This window comes from Streptomyces sp. NBC_00440, assembly GCF_036014215.1.
Classification (GTDB): Bacteria; Actinomycetota; Actinomycetes; order Streptomycetales; family Streptomycetaceae; genus Streptomyces.
Genome location: NZ_CP107921.1, coordinates 7,285,651 through 7,299,888, shown reverse-complemented (window position 1 = coordinate 7,299,888; position 14,238 = coordinate 7,285,651). Strand labels below are relative to the sequence as shown.

13 protein-coding genes are annotated in these 14,238 nt (G+C 71.3%); 6 read left to right on the top strand and 7 right to left on the bottom strand.

Annotated elements, in window-relative coordinates; genetic code table 11:
• Positions 1–492: 492 nt before the first annotated feature.
• The 4 genes from OHB13_RS32555 to OHB13_RS32540 all read left to right on the top strand — a co-directional run bounded on the left by OHB13_RS32555 (position 493) and on the right by OHB13_RS32540 (position 5,241).
• Positions 493–1,524, top strand: coding sequence for an amino acid ABC transporter permease (locus tag OHB13_RS32555; RefSeq protein WP_328379479.1), 1,032 nt, complete (start codon positions 493–495; stop codon positions 1,522–1,524).
• A gap of 8 nt (positions 1,525–1,532) precedes the next feature.
• Positions 1,533–2,549, top strand: a complete 1,017-nt coding sequence (locus OHB13_RS32550) for a transporter substrate-binding domain-containing protein (protein ID WP_443062981.1) — start codon at positions 1,533–1,535, stop codon at positions 2,547–2,549.
• A 101-nt stretch (positions 2,550–2,650) separates the two neighbouring features.
• Positions 2,651–3,895, top strand: a complete 1,245-nt coding sequence (locus OHB13_RS32545) for an LLM class flavin-dependent oxidoreductase (protein ID WP_328379477.1) — start codon at positions 2,651–2,653, stop codon at positions 3,893–3,895.
• On the top strand, positions 3,892–5,241 hold the full coding sequence (locus tag OHB13_RS32540) for an NtaA/DmoA family FMN-dependent monooxygenase (protein ID WP_328379476.1): 1,350 nt from the start codon (positions 3,892–3,894) through the stop codon (positions 5,239–5,241). Before OHB13_RS32545 ends, OHB13_RS32540 begins: the two co-directional genes overlap by 4 nt.
• Positions 5,242–5,286: 45 nt before the next feature.
• Here OHB13_RS32540 and OHB13_RS32535 read toward each other — a convergent pair whose 3' ends face one another.
• Positions 5,287–6,159 carry an SDR family oxidoreductase gene (locus tag OHB13_RS32535; protein ID WP_328379475.1) on the bottom strand — a complete coding sequence of 291 codons (873 nt, stop codon included), beginning with the start codon at positions 6,157–6,159 and terminating at the stop codon, positions 5,287–5,289.
• 103 nt (positions 6,160–6,262) lie between these two features.
• Here OHB13_RS32535 and OHB13_RS32530 point away from each other — a divergent pair, with 103 nt between their 5' ends.
• The gene (locus OHB13_RS32530; protein WP_328379474.1) at positions 6,263–7,018 is read left to right on the top strand and encodes a TetR/AcrR family transcriptional regulator; all 756 of its coding nucleotides are present in this window, start codon (positions 6,263–6,265) and stop codon (positions 7,016–7,018) included.
• A 60-nt stretch (positions 7,019–7,078) separates the two neighbouring features.
• Here OHB13_RS32530 and OHB13_RS32525 read toward each other — a convergent pair whose 3' ends face one another.
• From OHB13_RS32525 to OHB13_RS32510, 4 genes are all read right to left on the bottom strand, one after another.
• Entirely contained in the window at positions 7,079–7,927 is an 849-nt protein-coding gene (locus OHB13_RS32525) for an alpha/beta fold hydrolase (RefSeq protein ID WP_328379473.1), read from the bottom strand.
• A gap of 119 nt (positions 7,928–8,046) precedes the next feature.
• Complete coding sequence (locus OHB13_RS32520) at positions 8,047–8,331, bottom strand: cupin domain-containing protein (protein ID WP_328379472.1); 285 nt, start codon at positions 8,329–8,331, stop codon at positions 8,047–8,049.
• A gap of 120 nt (positions 8,332–8,451) precedes the next feature.
• A complete protein-coding gene (locus OHB13_RS32515) occupies positions 8,452–8,781 on the bottom strand; it encodes a hypothetical protein (RefSeq protein WP_328379471.1) in 330 nt (109 codons plus the stop codon).
• Between the two features lie 11 nt (positions 8,782–8,792).
• A complete protein-coding gene (locus OHB13_RS32510) occupies positions 8,793–10,781 on the bottom strand; it encodes a choice-of-anchor P family protein (protein WP_328379470.1) in 1,989 nt (662 codons plus the stop codon).
• A 316-nt stretch (positions 10,782–11,097) separates the two neighbouring features.
• Here OHB13_RS32510 and OHB13_RS32505 point away from each other — a divergent pair, with 316 nt between their 5' ends.
• Positions 11,098–12,027 (top strand): hypothetical protein, encoded by a 930-nt coding sequence (locus OHB13_RS32505; RefSeq protein WP_328379469.1) that lies wholly within the window; start codon positions 11,098–11,100, stop codon positions 12,025–12,027.
• Between the two features lie 13 nt (positions 12,028–12,040).
• On the opposite strand, the gene OHB13_RS32500 is transcribed toward OHB13_RS32505, so the two are convergent.
• Positions 12,041–13,153 carry a M20 family metallopeptidase gene (locus OHB13_RS32500; protein WP_328379468.1) on the bottom strand — a complete coding sequence of 371 codons (1,113 nt, stop codon included), beginning with the start codon at positions 13,151–13,153 and terminating at the stop codon, positions 12,041–12,043.
• A 13-nt stretch (positions 13,154–13,166) separates the two neighbouring features.
• Positions 13,167–14,174, bottom strand: coding sequence for a LacI family DNA-binding transcriptional regulator (locus OHB13_RS32495; RefSeq protein WP_266851047.1), 1,008 nt, complete (start codon positions 14,172–14,174; stop codon positions 13,167–13,169).
• Positions 14,175–14,238: the final 64 nt, after the last annotated feature.

The following is a 14,238-nucleotide window of genomic DNA, read 5'->3' as shown; positions in this document are numbered from 1 at the left end:
GGCGACGCCGCCCCGAGCCTCAATTCGCAGAGCCCGTACGCGCATTGACGCCGCGTTCTCCGCATGGGTTACTGACGCCGGACCGGCCCGTTGATCCCCCGCCGGTCCGGCGGACACGGTTCCCCGTGTGCCGCCCGTTTCACCGAGCGCGTCCCGGGCGGCGCCCGTACGGCGGAGAGAACCAGGGTGACCTGCATGGAGAGCGCACCGGAGAGGACGGCAGCCGTCAGCCGCCTTCGCTGCGCCGTGCCGCACCCCGGCTCCTGGCGTACGCAGTCCCCCGCGGTCCGGCCCTGTCCCCCGTGTACCGGCGGGCTGCCGGCCGGCGCTCCGCACTGCGGCCGCTGACGGCCCGGACGGAGTCCCGCCCGCTCCCCCAGCTCCCCCGTCTTCCCCGTACCGCCGTTCCCGGCCCGTTGCCCCGGGGCCGCCGGCTCAGCCCGGCCGTGCCGGCCCCCGCCGTCCGGCCACCTCTTGATCGCTGGAGTACCCATGCCCGAGACGTCCGCGCCCCCTGACGAGCCGGTGACCGCCGGCCCGTCGCCCGTTCCACCCGGACAGCCTCCGGCCGGTTCTGTTGCCGGGCCCGACGGCCCGGTGCGCGATCCGCACCTCGCCGCCGAGCGGGTGCTGCCACTGCGCCACCCCTGGCGCTGGGTGCTGACGGCTGTGGTCCTGGTCCTGGTCGCCCAGTTCGTCCACGGGCTGGTGAGCAACCCGTTCTACCAGTGGGGCCGGTTCTCGTACTGGTTCTTCCGGCCGGTGGTGCTCCAAGGACTGGTGATCACCCTGGAGGCCGCGGCGCTCAGCGCTGTGGCCGGGCTCGTCGGCGGGGTGGTCCTCGCGCTCTGCAGGCTCTCCCCCAATCCGCTGCTCAGGTCGGTCTCCTGGGTCTATATCTGGGCGCTGCGCTCCGTGCCGCTGATCGTCGTGCTGCTGTTCCTGTACAACTTCAGCGCGCTGTACCGGACGCTGAGCCTCGGCATCCCCTTCGGGCCCGCCTTCTTCCGGTTCGACGAGTCCCATCTCGCCACGGACATGGTGGTGGCCGTCGTCGGCCTGAGCCTCAACGAGGCCGCGTACGCCGCCGAAGTGGTCAGGTCCGGCATGCTCTCCGTCGACCGTGGGCAGCACGAGGCGGCGTCGGCCCTCGGACTGCCGCGCTGGTTCCAGTTCCGCCGCATCGTGTTCCCGCAGGCCCTGCGGGTCATCGTGCCCACCTACGTCAACCAGTTGATCGGCCTGGTCAAGAGCACATCACTGGTCTTCTACGTATCCCTGCTCGACCTCTTCGGCACCGTCCAGAGCCTGGGCAGCACCTACCCGGGGGACGTCGTGCCGCTCCTGCTCGTGGCCACCTTCTGGTACATCGTCCTGACGAGCGCGGTCTCGGCCGTGCAGTTCTCTGTGGAGCGCCACTACTCACGGGGCGCACTGCGCACCATGCCCCCCACGCCGCTGCAGAAGGTCCGGTCCGGGATCCGCAGTGCCCGTGCCCGGATCGCGATCGGAGCGGGCATATGAGTGTCAGCATGCCCAGGAGAACACCGCTGTCCGCTCTCGCCGCGGCCGCCACCGTCCTCGCTCTGACCGCCGGACTCAGCGCCTGCGGCAGCAGTGGCAGCAATGGGGCGGGCTCGCCGGACGCAGCCGCCAAGGGGTCGGTGGTCATCGGCGCAGTCTCGAACGGGGCCGCCAAGGAGACCACCCTCCATGTTCCCGAAGTGGCCGCCATCCGGTCGCAGCTGCCCAAGTCCGTTACCGCGGACGGGAAGCTGACCATCGGCCTGGGCATGCTCCCCGCCGGGTCGGCGCCGCTGGGGTACGTCGGCGACGACCAGAAGACCGTGACCGGGTCCGAGCCCGATCTCGGCCGGCTGGTCGCATCGGTCCTCGGCCTCCGGCCCGACGTGAAGAACTCGACCTGGGAGAACCTGTTCGTCGGGATCGACAGCGGGCGCACCGAGGCGGGCTTCTCCAACATCACGGACACGGAGGAGCGGAAGAAGAAGTACGACTTCGCTTGCTACCGCGAGGACAACCTCGGCTTCGAGGTGCGCAAGGACTCCAGCTGGAACTTCGACGGCACCTACGAGAGCCTCGCGGGCAGGACGGTCGCGGTAGGAGCGGGCACCAACCAGGAGAAGCTGCTGCTCGAATGGCGGGGCAAGCTGGCGGCCGAGGGCAAGAAGCTGACGGTGAAGTACTACCAGGAGAGCAACAGCACCTATCTGGCGCTCAATTCGAAGAAGATCGACGCGTACTTCGGCCCGAACCCGAGCCTCTCGTACCACATCACCCGTACCGCATCGACCCCGCAGGCGACCCGCAGCGCAGGCACGTTCTCGGGTGCCGGGGCCTCGTTGCGGGGGCTGATCTGCGCGACCGCCAAGAAGGGCAGCGGCCTCGCGAAGCCGCTGGCCGAAGCCGTCAACTACCTGATCGAGCACGGTCAGTACGCCAAGTGGCTCCGGGCGTGGAATCTCGGCAACGAGGCCGTGAAGAGCGCCGAGGTCAACCCGCCAGGCCTGCCGGTCACCAACTCCTGAGCCGGGCCGCCCCTTCCCGGAGAAAGGCGCGAGGGGCGGCCCGCGCCTCCTCCCGAACTTCTCATCGCTCACCAGGTCATCAGGAAAGGCACCCCGCGGACATGTCTCCCTCTCCCCCTTCTCCTCCCGCGCCTCCTGCACCACTGCACCTCGCCGTGGCGCTGGACGGCGCGGGCTGGCACCCCGCGTCCTGGCGCGACCCCCGGTCCCGCCCGGACGGACTCTTCACCGCCGGGTACTGGCTGGACGCCGTACAGGAAGCCGAACGAGGCCTCATCGACTTCGTGACCTTCGAGGACGCGCTGTCCCTCCAGTCCACCGATCCGGCCGGTGACGACCGGCGTACCGACCAGGTGCGCGGCCGGCTGGACGCGGTACTGACCGCCGCCGCCGTGGCGCCGCTGACCCGGCACATCGGGCTCGTACCGACCGCGGTGGTCACCCACAGCGAGCCGTTCCACCTCGCGAAGGCCATCGCGACGCTGGACCACGTGAGCACGGGGCGCGCAGGCGTCCGGGTGCGGGTCTCCGCTTCGGCGCACGAGGCCGCGCACTTCGGGCGGCGGAGCCTGCCGGAGTTCCGGCCGGAGGACATCGGGCTGCCGGGGGCGCAGGAGCCGGCCCGCGAACTGTTCGGCGAGGCCGCCGACTACGTCGAGGTGCTCCGCAGGCTCTGGGACAGCTGGGAGGACGACGCCGAGATACGGGACACGGCCACCGGGCGGTTCATCGACCGCGCGAAGCTGCACTACATCGACTTCGAGGGCGACCGGTTCAGCGTCAGGGGCCCGTCCATCACGCCGCGCTCGCCGCAGGGCCAGCCGCTGGTGACCGCACTCGCCCACGCGTCCGTTCCCTACGGGCTCGTGGCGAGCTCGGCGGACGTCGGGTACGTCACCCCGCACGACGCCGCGGGCGCACGGGCCGTCACCGACGAGATCCTGGCCGCCCGGGACGCGGCCGGGCGAGGTGGGGAGACCGTCCACGTCTTCGGGGACCTGGTGGTCTTCCTGGACGAGACCGCTGCCGCCGCGAAGGCTCGCAGGCAGCGGCTCGACGAGACGGCCGGTGCCCCGCTGACCAGCGACGCGGAGGTGTTCACCGGCACTCCGGCCGAACTCGCCGGCCTCCTCATCGACTGGCAGCGCGCGGGCCTGACCGGATACCGGCTGCGCCCCGCCGTCACCGGCCACGATCTGCCCGCCATCACCCGGGGCCTGGTCCCCGAACTCCAGAGCCGGGGCGCCTTCCGCCGCGCCTACCAGGCCGGCACGCTGCGCGGGCTGCTCGGCCTGCCCCGGCCCGCCGGCCGCTACGCCCGGGTCCGGGCCGGAGGACAGTCATGAGCGACACCCAGAAGCAGATCCACCTCGCGGCCCACTTCCCCGGGGTCAACAACACCACGGTCTGGAGCGATCCGGAGGCGGGCAGCCAGATCGACTTCGCCTCCTTCAGCCATTTCGCGCGCACCGCGGAGCGGGCCAGGTTCGACTTCCTGTTCCTGGCCGAAGGGCTGCGGCTGCGGGAACAGGGCGGCGAGATCTACGACCTGGACGTGGTCGGCCGCCCGGACACCTTCACGGTGCTGGCCGCGCTGGCCGCGGTGACGGACCGGATCGGGCTGGCCGGCACGATCAACTCCACCTTCAACGAACCGTACGAGGTGGCACGGCAGTTCGCATCCCTGGACCATCTGTCGGCCGGCCGGGCCGCGTGGAATGTCGTCACCTCCTGGGACGCCTTCACCGGGGAGAACTTCCGGCGCGGCGGATTCCTCGCGGAGGCGGACCGCTACACCCGCGCCGAGCAGTTCCTCCGTACCGCCTGGGAGCTGTTCGACTCCTGGGCACCGGACGAGGTCGTGGCCGACCCGGAGAGCGGGCGGTTCCTGCGGACGCCGGACGCCGGTACGTTCGCCCACCGCGACCAGCACTTCGACATCGCGGGCCGGTTCAATGTGCCGCGCTCCCCGCAGGGCAGGCCGGTGATCTTCCAGGCGGGCGACTCGGACCAGGGACGGGAGTTCGCGGCGGCGACCGCGGACGCGATCTTCAGCAGGCACTCGGCGCCGGAGGCGGGCCGCGTCTTCTACCAGGACGTGAAGGGGCGGCTGGCCCGGCACGGACGGACACCGGACGAGCTGCTGATCCTGCCCGCTGCCACCTTCGTACTGGGTGACACCGACGCCGAGGCGGCGGAGCGCGCCCACGAGGTGCGGCGCAGCCAGGTCAGCGGGCAGACGGCGATCAAGTTCCTGGAACACGTGTGGAACCGGGACCTGTCCGGCTACGACCCCGACGGGCCGCTGCCCGACATCGACCCCGACCCGGGTGAGCACACGGTGGCGCGGGGCCGGGCGAGCGTACGGATGGTGCGTGATCCGCTGGCCACGGCGTCCGAGTGGCGGCAGCGGGCGAAGGCGGAGGGGCTGTCCATCCGGGAGCTGGTCATCGAGACCAGCGCCCGGCAGACCTTCATCGGCTCACCCGCCACGGTCGCCGCCGCGGTGAACGCCGCCGTGCAGAGCGAGGTCTCCGACGGCTTCATCCTGGCCCCTCATCTGGTCCCCGGCGGCCTGGACGAGTTCGCCGACACGGTGGTGCCACTGCTCCAGGAGCGCGGGGTGTTCCGTACGGAGTACGAGGGGCGGACGCTCCGCGACCATCTCGGGCTGCGCACACCGGGCGTGTGAAGCAAGCTCGTTACGGAGCGGCGGCACCGTCACCGGGCGGAGTGGTCAGCGCGCGTCGCTGTGGGACAGCTGCTCGCGCAGGAACGTGTTCAGGGCGGTGGGCTCGCGGCCGAGCAGGGTCGCGAGTGCCGGGTCGACGGCGGCGAATTCACCGGCATGGGCGGCCGCGAAGATGCCCAGCAGCTGGTCGGCCACCTCGGCGGGGGCACCGCCGCCCGTCAACTGCTCCCGGAACACATCGTCGGACACGGTGGTCCTCGTGATGGTGCGCCCAGTGACCTCCGCGGCGGTGCGGGCGATGTCGGCGAAGGTCAGCGCCTGCGCCGCGGTGAGCGGAGGCGTGGGCCCGTCGAAGCGGCCTTCGTCGGCCAGGATGACGGCGGCCGCCTCGGCGAGGTCGGCGTGCGTGGTCCAGCTGACAGGACCGTCCGCGGGAAGCGCGACCTGGCCGGACTCCAGTCCGTGGCCCGCCAGTTGCAGCCCGCTGGCGGCATAGAAGCCATTGCGCAGCGACGTGAACGGCACGCCGGATGCGCGCAGCGCTTCCTCGGTGGCGGCGTGGTCGCGGCAGGCCTGGAAATGGGACGAGGCGCCGGCGCCGATCTGGCTGGTGTAGAGGATGCGGCGGGCGCCCGCCTTGACGGCCCCGTCGATCGCGGCACGGTGCTGCCGTACGGTCTCGTCGCCCATCCGGTCGACCGAAACGATCAGCACCTGGGACGCACCTTCGAAGGCATGGGCAAGGCTGTCCGGGTCGGTGAAGCTGCCGTGCCGCACCCGCACCCCTCGGTCGGCGAACGTCTGCGCCTTCTGCGGGTCGCGGACGCTCACCCCGATCCGGTCCGCCGGGACACGCTCCAGCAGGCTCTCGACAATGCGGCGTCCGAGCTTTCCGTTGGCTCCGGTAACGATGATCATGGTGAACCCCCACGCTCTGTTTCCAGTGGCTGTTTCCAGTGGAATCACTTTCAAGATATCACCGATATTACCGAGGGAACCACCTGAGCGGTATCGTTGATACATGCCACCACCTCCGCCCACCTGGGACAGCGCCACCGCCGACGAGTCCGACACCGCGGCCTCGGACCGCGAGCAGCCCCGGCAGCGGGTCATCGAAGCCGCGGCCGACCTGCTGACACGTGAGGGCCGCGACGCGGTCACCACCCGCGCGGTCGCCGTCGCGGCCGGCCTCCAACCACCGGCCATCTACCGGCTGTTCGGCGACAAGGCCGGGCTGCTCGACGCGGTCGCCGAGTACGGTTTCGCCTCGTTCCTGGCGACGAAGGAGGCCAGGAACCCGGACGCGGAGCCGCAGGATCCCATCGAGGGCCTGCGGGCGGGCTGGGACCTGGCGGTCGAGTTCGGCCTGGCCAATCCCGCCCTCTACACACTGATGTACAGCGAGCCCACCAGGGCCGCGTCGGCAGCCTTCAAGACCGGCATGAAGATCCTGATGGGCCGCATCCGGCGGCTCGCGGCCGACGGCTGGCTCCGTGTCGACGAGGACCTCGCGGCCATGCTCATCCACGCCACGGCACGCGGCGCGGTGCTCACCTGGCTGTCCCTGCCCGAAGACCGGCGGGACCCGGCCCTGTTGACCACGATGCGGGAGTCCATGGTCACCGCCGTCACCAACGACAAACCGGCCGTGCAGAGCGGCGGCCCGGCCGGCGCCGCCCGCGCGCTGCGCGCGGCGCTGCCCGAACAGACGACGCTCAGCGGCGCGGAGCAGCACTTGCTGAAGGAGTGGCTGGGCCGCCTCGCATCGGACGGCTGAGGCGCCACGCCACGTACACCCCGGGGCGATGAAGCAGCGTGCCCCGGGGGTCGAGGGCCGTCAGGACGCCGTGGGGCGGTCCCCTCCTGCGGGTTCGGACAACTGCGTCCCGAGGAAGTCCAGCAGGACGGCGGTGAAACGCTCGGGCTGTTCCGCGCCCGGCAGGTGCCCGGCACCGTCGATGACGCTCACCGTGGCGTACGGAACGAGCCCGCCCATCGCCTCGGCCTCGGTGACAGGCGTGTAGACGTCGTCCGCGCCGACCACGATCAGCGTGGGAACACCGGCGTCGGCGACGGCGACGAGGGTGTCGCGGTAGTCGGGGCGCTCGGCCCGGCCGCGCAGCGCGGCGGCAGCCCCACGGGGATCGGTCGTGCGCATCAGACCGAGGACGTGTGCGGCCACGTCCGGGAGAGCGGCGACGTTGTACGGTGCGAGCATCTTGTCGATGACCTCGTCCGCGTAACCGTCCATCCCCTCGGCGAGCAGCCGGTCGGCGAGGCGGTTGCGGAACGCCTTGCCCTCGCCGGTCTCGGCGGGGGCCGACGTGTCGGACAGGACGAGCGCCCGCACCCGCCCCAGGTGGCGGCGGCAGAACTCCATGGAGATCTGGCCACCCATGGAGACACCGCCGATCACCGCGCGCTCGATGCCCAGACAGTCCAGGAGTGCCGCGATGTCGTCGGCGAAATCGGAGAGGAACACCTTGCCGGGCGTCACACTGCTCTCCCCGTAACCGCGCAGGTCGGGGGTGATCACCCGGTGCCCGGCCGCGCTGAGGGCCTGCGCCTGGGGAGCCCACAGCGTGCGGTTGAACGGGTGCCCGTGGATCAGCACGACCGGGATCCCGTCCGAGGGGCCGAGGTCGTCGTAGTGGAGCGTGGCGTCGTTCACGGTGATGCGGCTCATCGCGGGCTCCCTGGCTGCGGCCGTCGGCTGCGGTCGTCGGCGCTGCGGTCGTGGGCGGGACGTGGTCGTCCGGGGTCAGTACGTGGTCGCGGTGCTGACGTGCGGGGCGGCGGCCCTGGCTACTTCAGTTCGATCTCGACGAAGGCCAGCGGCGAGGATCCGGCGTTGACGACCTCGTGTTCGCCGCCGGCCGGGCGCGCGTAGGACTCCCCCGCCCGCAGCTGCGAGGCGGTGGTCGTACCGTCCGGCGCGATCACGCTGGTCAGACCATCCACGACCGGCACGACGACGTAGTCGTACTCGTGCACATGGCGACCGGTGCTCTGGCCCGGCTCGAAGTCCCAGCGGGTGACGCGTACCCGCTCGTCCTCGTGCTGCTGCGTCGCACGGGCGGTGGTCGTCATGGCGTCTCTCCTCGGCGTCGGCTGCCCATCGTGCTGCGGACGGGTCCGCAACATCCCAGGTGGCAGGCTAACTGCCGGACTCCACGGCGGCGGGGGCGGGGATGTCCCCGCCCCCGACCGCTACAGCACGACAGCAGCCCCGCCATCCCCTCCCACCGGGTAGCGGCGGGTGAGGACGCGCTCCCGCAGGTGCTCCACGTAGAGCGCGACTTTGATCTCCAGCGGGAAGTCCGGGGGCCAGACCCGGCGGGTGTAGTGGAAGCGGAGGCCACGGTAGGAGAAGGCCGTTTCGGCGTGGACCTCCTCGCCCTGCTCCACCAGCGCGAAGCGATCGAGGTGCCCGCCGCCCAGGCCGGCGGTGCTTCCCTGCACGAAGAGTTCGGCGATTCCCTCGTGCGCGAGGACGCGGAAACGCTCCACGTACACGTCCCGCGTCTCCTCGACCTCCATGGCTCCCGCCCTCACTCGGCGCAGTTGTGGACGGCGCTCGTACTCGATCCGATGACGATATCGCCGAGACCCCCTGCGACCACGAGATGAACGGCGTTGACCGTGAGCCCGTGGTCGGCCCCGGCGACCGGCGTCTGCTCGTTGATCACCAGCCGGGTCCCGCCGGGCAGGCTGATCGTGCTGTTGGGCGCGGTCGGTACGGTGACGGTCACGCCGCCGATCGTGAGCGCCGTCAGTGTGGCGCTGCCCGTCGCGCCGTCGCAGCGGGCGGTCGCCCTGGCGGTCAGCCCGGAGATACCGATCACGGGGACTCCGGGGAGGCCGATCGAGGCCGATTCGACGCTCGTGGTGGCAGTGGCCGTGCCCGGGTCGAGGGTCGTCGTCACTCCGGAGCAGAGCGCATGTACGTCGAGGACGACCGCTGACACGGCGGCCGTGCAGGGCGGTGTCACAGTGGTCGCGCCCGCTGTCCTGACCTGACCGGTGTCAGGCTGAGCAGGCAGGTCCACCGGCGGCAGGAGCGGCAGGTGCAGCTGGGCCAACAGGCCGAAGGCACGGCCGGTGTAGTACTGGAGGAGCAGGGACGCGTCGGCGCTCGACTTCAGATAGTTGGCATCCCCGGCGAACGCCGCGTGCAGCGGCACGGTCGCCGCGGCGTTGAGCGGCTGGCCGGTCACGCTGATGGTGCACCGCGCGGCCCCTGCGCTGTCCGTGGTGGCGTCGCAGGACTGCGCGGTGGCCCCCGTACCGAGGGCGAAGTGCACGGACCTGCCGGTGACCGGTGCGCCGAGGTAGTCGTCGAGCTCGCCCGAGAGCCGGACGTCCTTGCCGTTGGCGATGCGGGCGGGCCCGGTGTACTTGAGCGTCGTCGGCGACTGGACCGCCACCGTGGCGGCGGCCGATGACGCCTCGTAGCCGGAGTCGCCCGCGAAGCTCACCGCGACCGGGACCGAAGTCGGAGGCTGACGCAGGGAGTTGATGGCGCAGCGGGCGCCGCCCGTCGTACTCGTGGTGCCGTCGCAGGACTGCGCGGCGTCACCCGAGCCGATACGGAAGTGGACGGTCCGGCCGGTGACGGGGCTGCCCGCGTAGTCGGAGAGCGTGGCGGACAGCTCCAGCGGGCTGCCGTTGATGCCATGCGCGGGTCCGGTGTACGAGAGCTTCGTCGGCGAGGTGGGCACCACCGTGGAGGAGGCCGACGAGGCCTTGAATCCGTCGTCGCCCGCGAAACTCACCGCCACCGCCACCGACCCGGTGGGCTGGTGCAACTGGCCGATGGTGCAGCGGGCCGTTCCCGCCGCACCGGTCGTGCCGTCGCAGGACTGCGTGGCGTCACTCGCCCCGACCCGGAAGTGCAGGGTCTTGCCCGCGACAGGGACCCCGAAATTGTCGACGAGGGAGGCGGAGAGCGTCAGCGGGCTGCCGTTGCTTCCGTGCCGGGGCCCTGTGTACGTGAGGGTGGTCGGGGCGGCCGGTGGGGGCGGGGTCCCGCCGCACTTGAGCCGGGGGCCGTCGCCCGAGGGCGCGATGCACGGCAGCGTGTAGTAGGCGGTGATGATGCCGAAGGCGTACGCGTCACCGGAGCGGGGGTCGAGGACCGGGCTGTACACGACGAAGAGGTTGGTCTCCGGGTTCAGGCAGCGCACCCGGGCGTCGGCTCCGGGCGTGCAGTTCACCGGGCTGCCGATGGTGTCCTGGATGTCCGTGGCGGGCGGGACCGCGCCGTGACCGCCGTCGGACGCCTCGATGTGCACCCGTCCGAAGCCGTCGAGTGGCGGCGGATCGGACGGCTCGTTGTAGTCCTCCTGGCCGGTGCGGAGCGGCACGTCGTGACCGTACTGGTCGTAGAAGAGCTTCTCCACCTTCCAGTTGATCGGGTTCGGGTTGGTCGTTGCGGCGTAGGCCGTACTCGCGGCCACGCCCACGCCGAGCAGTCCGGCGACGAGACAGAGAAGGGCCGCGAAGATTTTCCCGCGCAGCCATGTGGTCGGACGCTTCACCCGGATCCCCCCGAGGATCGGCGGCTGCGCGGTGGACAGCGCGCAACCGTCAGTGGTTACAGAGTCAGTGGTGCACAGAGTCGGTGGCACTCAGAGCCGGTGAAACACCGGGTCCGTGGTGTACATGCCAACGCGGCAGTCTAGCTACGGACGTCCGTTACTGCACAGGGTTTGCCGCGGCGCGGCTGCGACCCCGAAGGGGAACGGAGGGCCACCCTCCGAGCCGTGCTCGCCATGAGCAATACCCTGACCCCAGGCGCGTGATCTCGCGCCTGACGGAGAGAAAGGCGAGCGACCCCCAGCGAAATTCGCCAAGTTGCAGCGCACAGCCTGGCTCGTCGCGGCGACCGCCCTGCTGGCGACGCCCGGCACCGCCCCGGCCGTCGCCACCGCGACGCACGGCACGGCCCCGGCGGCCGGCGCATGGCAGAAGGTGGGCAGCGACGCCCGCAGCGGTGTCAGCGGCATCGCGTTCGAAGGCCGCACCGCGCACGGAGCCGGGGTGCGCGCGCTGATCGTGCACGACAACAAGAAGACCGGGCAGCGGCGCCTGTCCCGCATCACCGACAAGGGGGGCTCGGCCGACGTCTCTCCGGTCACCTGGGACGGGCCGGAGCCCATGGACCTGGAGGCCGTCGAAGCCGTACCCGGCAAGCCGTCGGAGTATCTGGCGCTCGCCGGCCGCGGCATCATCCATCACCTCAGGGTCACCGGCTCCACGGCGAAGGTCCTCGACTACGCGCCGCTCCCGGCGATCGGCCAGGGCGACAACTTCGAGAGCCTTGCGCTGGTGGCCCGGCACGGACATCTCGCCGCCCTCTGGGCCGACCGCGGAGCGGGCCACCGTCCCGCCACGCTGTACACGGCGCCCCTCACCTTCGACGAGTACGGGCAGCCGCAGTTCGGCGGCGTGACCCACCGGACCTACCGGGCCGCGTACCCGGCCGGCGACGCGGTGCGGCACATCTCCGACATCTCGGTGACCGACTCCGGCCGGATCCTGGTGAGTTCGGCGTCTGACGACGGCCCCTTCGACTCCGCGGTGAGCGACGCGGGCCGGGTGACCGTGTCGGCCGCCGGCCGGGTACGGGTCACGCTCGCAGCCTCCCCTGACGTACTCGCGAGGTTCCCGCAGTACAAGATCGAGGGGGTGGAGTGCCTGCCCGGATCCTCCGACGCCCTGCTCGGCACCGACGACGAGAACCTCGGCGGATACGTGCGGACCGCGCCGCTCTGCGGGTCCTGACAACGAGCCTTCCTCAGCGGGAATGTGACGCAGAGTCAGCCATTGCACCCCAGGACGCGAGCAGCCGGTGGACGGCCTCGGCCGCCTCGGGGATCGCGGCCACGGCGCACGTCTCGTCCGTGACGTGCGCCTGGTCGGGATCGCCCGGACCGTAGATGACGACCGCACGGGCGTCCAGTTTCCCGGCCAGCACCGAGGCGTCGGTGAAGTAGGTCGCGTACTCCGGCCGCCCGTCGGCTTCCGCCGGGCGCAGGGCATCGGCGAGGTCACGGACGAGGGCGGTGGCAGGGTCGGTGGCCACTCCGTTCAGGTCGAGCACCCGCTCGATCCCGGTTCCCGGGCCGGCGAGCCGCTCGATCGCCAGGAGCGCGTCGTCGGAGCTGAACCCCGGGATGGTGCGGATATCGAGCATCAACTCGGCGTGGTCGGGGACGAGATTGGGCTGGACACCGGCGTGGAAGGTGCCCACGTTGACGGTGGCCGCACCGTGTGTGTCGCTGCGCGGCCAGTCCTTGTGGTCGTGGATCCGGACCGCCGCCGCGGCGAGCCTGGCCAGTGCGTTGTCGCCGAGTTCGGGCCGGGACCCGTGAGCGCTGCGGCCTTCGGCGGTGAGCCGCAGCCACAGAACACCCTTGTGCCCGAGGACGATCTTGTTCGCCGTGGGTTCGGCGACCAGCAGCACCGGACTCGGAGTCAGACCCTCCAGCCGGGCCGCCCCCTCGCAACCGGTCTCCTCGCCGAAGGTGAGGACGAGTTGTACATCGGTGTCGGTGGGGTGGGTCGAGACCCGATGGGCCGCGGCGGCCACCATGCACGCCACGCCCGCCTTCATGTCGCTGCTGCCGCGCCCGCGGAGCCGGCCACCGTGGATGTCTCCGCTCAGCGGGTCGAAGGACCAGCCGGACGCGTCGGCGGGGACGGTGTCCAGATGCCCGGTCAGGGTGACCGGGGTGCGGCTGCCGTAGCGGGCGACGAGATTGACCCGTCCGGGCTCCGGCTCGTCGCTCCGCACGCTGAAGCCGGCGTCGGCGAGGATCGGAGCGAGAAGCGCGGCGGCGGACTTCTCATTTCCGGCCCTGGTGTCCAGCCGGACGAGCTGCTGTGTCAGGGAAACGGGGTCGAGCACGCGGGGTCTCCTGTCAGTGCTGCGGGGGAACCGCGGAGCCGCGGATCACGAGGTGCAAGGGGAAGGACTTCGCCACCCGGGCGCCGTCCGGGGCCGCGATCCGGTTCTGGACCACTTCGAGCGCCGTACGCGCGAGGTCGGCCACCGGCTGCTGCAGAGTGGTGAGTTTGGGGCGCAGCCACTCGCCGACCCGGATGCCGTCGCAGCCGATGACGGAGAGGTCTTCCGGGATGCTCAGCCCATGCAGTTCCGCCGCGCCGAGGATGCCGACCGCGACGATGTCACTGCCCACGAAGGCCGCCGTCGGCGGTTGCGCGGCGCGCGCGAGGTAGGGAAACGTACTGGCGCCGAACTGCTCGGTGTACGGGCCGTGCAGGACGAGGTCCTCGTCGACGTCCAGTCCGGCGTGATCCATGGCGTCCCGGTAGCCGCGCAGCCGGTCACGGGTGGTGGACAGCTCCTGCGGTCCGGCGATGTGCATGATGCGCCGGTGCCCGAGCTGCACGAGATAGGACGTCGCCTGGTAGGCGCCGCTGTAGTTGTCGACGGCGATGGTGTCGACCTCGGACGGGCCGGCGACCTCCTCGTCCAGGAGGACCACGGGCAGCCCTTCGGCGATTGCCTGGGTCAGCCGGGGGTTCTGGCGGTGCATTCCGACGTAGATCAGCCCGTCGATGGCCTCGGTCGAGGCCGCGAAGTCACTGAAAAGCGACTCGCGCCGGGCCTGCTGGCCGGTGATCCCGACGACGAGCCCCACTCCGCTGACGGCGGCCGCCGCGGCAACCTCTTCGGCCAGTTCCGCGAAGAAGGGGTTGATCAGGTCCGGCACGACAAGTGCGATCACCGGGCGGCCGGCGCGTGGGCCGGACGGGGCCGCGACCGGTACCTCGTACTTCAGCTCGCGTACGGCGGCATCGATCCGGGCCGCTGTCTCCGGCTGCACCTTCAGCTGCCCGCGCAAGTACCGCGAAACCGTCGAGGCCGACACCTGCGCGTGTTGCGCAACGCTGGTCAACGTCATCCGAACCTCCCTCGCCTTTCCGCAGTCTAGTGCGCTGCCGGTAGGGCATTGACGGCGCATCGAC

Bases quoted from the DNA above. Each gene is read 5' to 3' on its own strand.
- OHB13_RS32555 (WP_328379479.1), top strand. From the start codon at position 493: ATGCCCGAGACGTCCGCGCCCCCTGACGAGCCGGTGACCGCCGGCCCG.
- OHB13_RS32550 (WP_443062981.1), top strand. From the start codon at position 1,533: ATGCCCAGGAGAACACCGCTGTCCGCTCTCGCCGCGGCCGCCACCGTC.
- OHB13_RS32545 (WP_328379477.1), top strand. From the start codon at position 2,651: ATGTCTCCCTCTCCCCCTTCTCCTCCCGCGCCTCCTGCACCACTGCAC.
- OHB13_RS32540 (WP_328379476.1), top strand. From the start codon at position 3,892: ATGAGCGACACCCAGAAGCAGATCCACCTCGCGGCCCACTTCCCCGGG.
- OHB13_RS32535 (WP_328379475.1), bottom strand. From the start codon at position 6,159: ATGATCATCGTTACCGGAGCCAACGGAAAGCTCGGACGCCGCATTGTC.
- OHB13_RS32530 (WP_328379474.1), top strand. From the start codon at position 6,263: ATGCCACCACCTCCGCCCACCTGGGACAGCGCCACCGCCGACGAGTCC.
- OHB13_RS32525 (WP_328379473.1), bottom strand. From the start codon at position 7,927: ATGAGCCGCATCACCGTGAACGACGCCACGCTCCACTACGACGACCTC.
- OHB13_RS32520 (WP_328379472.1), bottom strand. From the start codon at position 8,331: ATGACGACCACCGCCCGTGCGACGCAGCAGCACGAGGACGAGCGGGTA.
- OHB13_RS32515 (WP_328379471.1), bottom strand. From the start codon at position 8,781: ATGGAGGTCGAGGAGACGCGGGACGTGTACGTGGAGCGTTTCCGCGTC.
- OHB13_RS32495 (WP_266851047.1), bottom strand. From the start codon at position 14,174: ATGACGTTGACCAGCGTTGCGCAACACGCGCAGGTGTCGGCCTCGACG.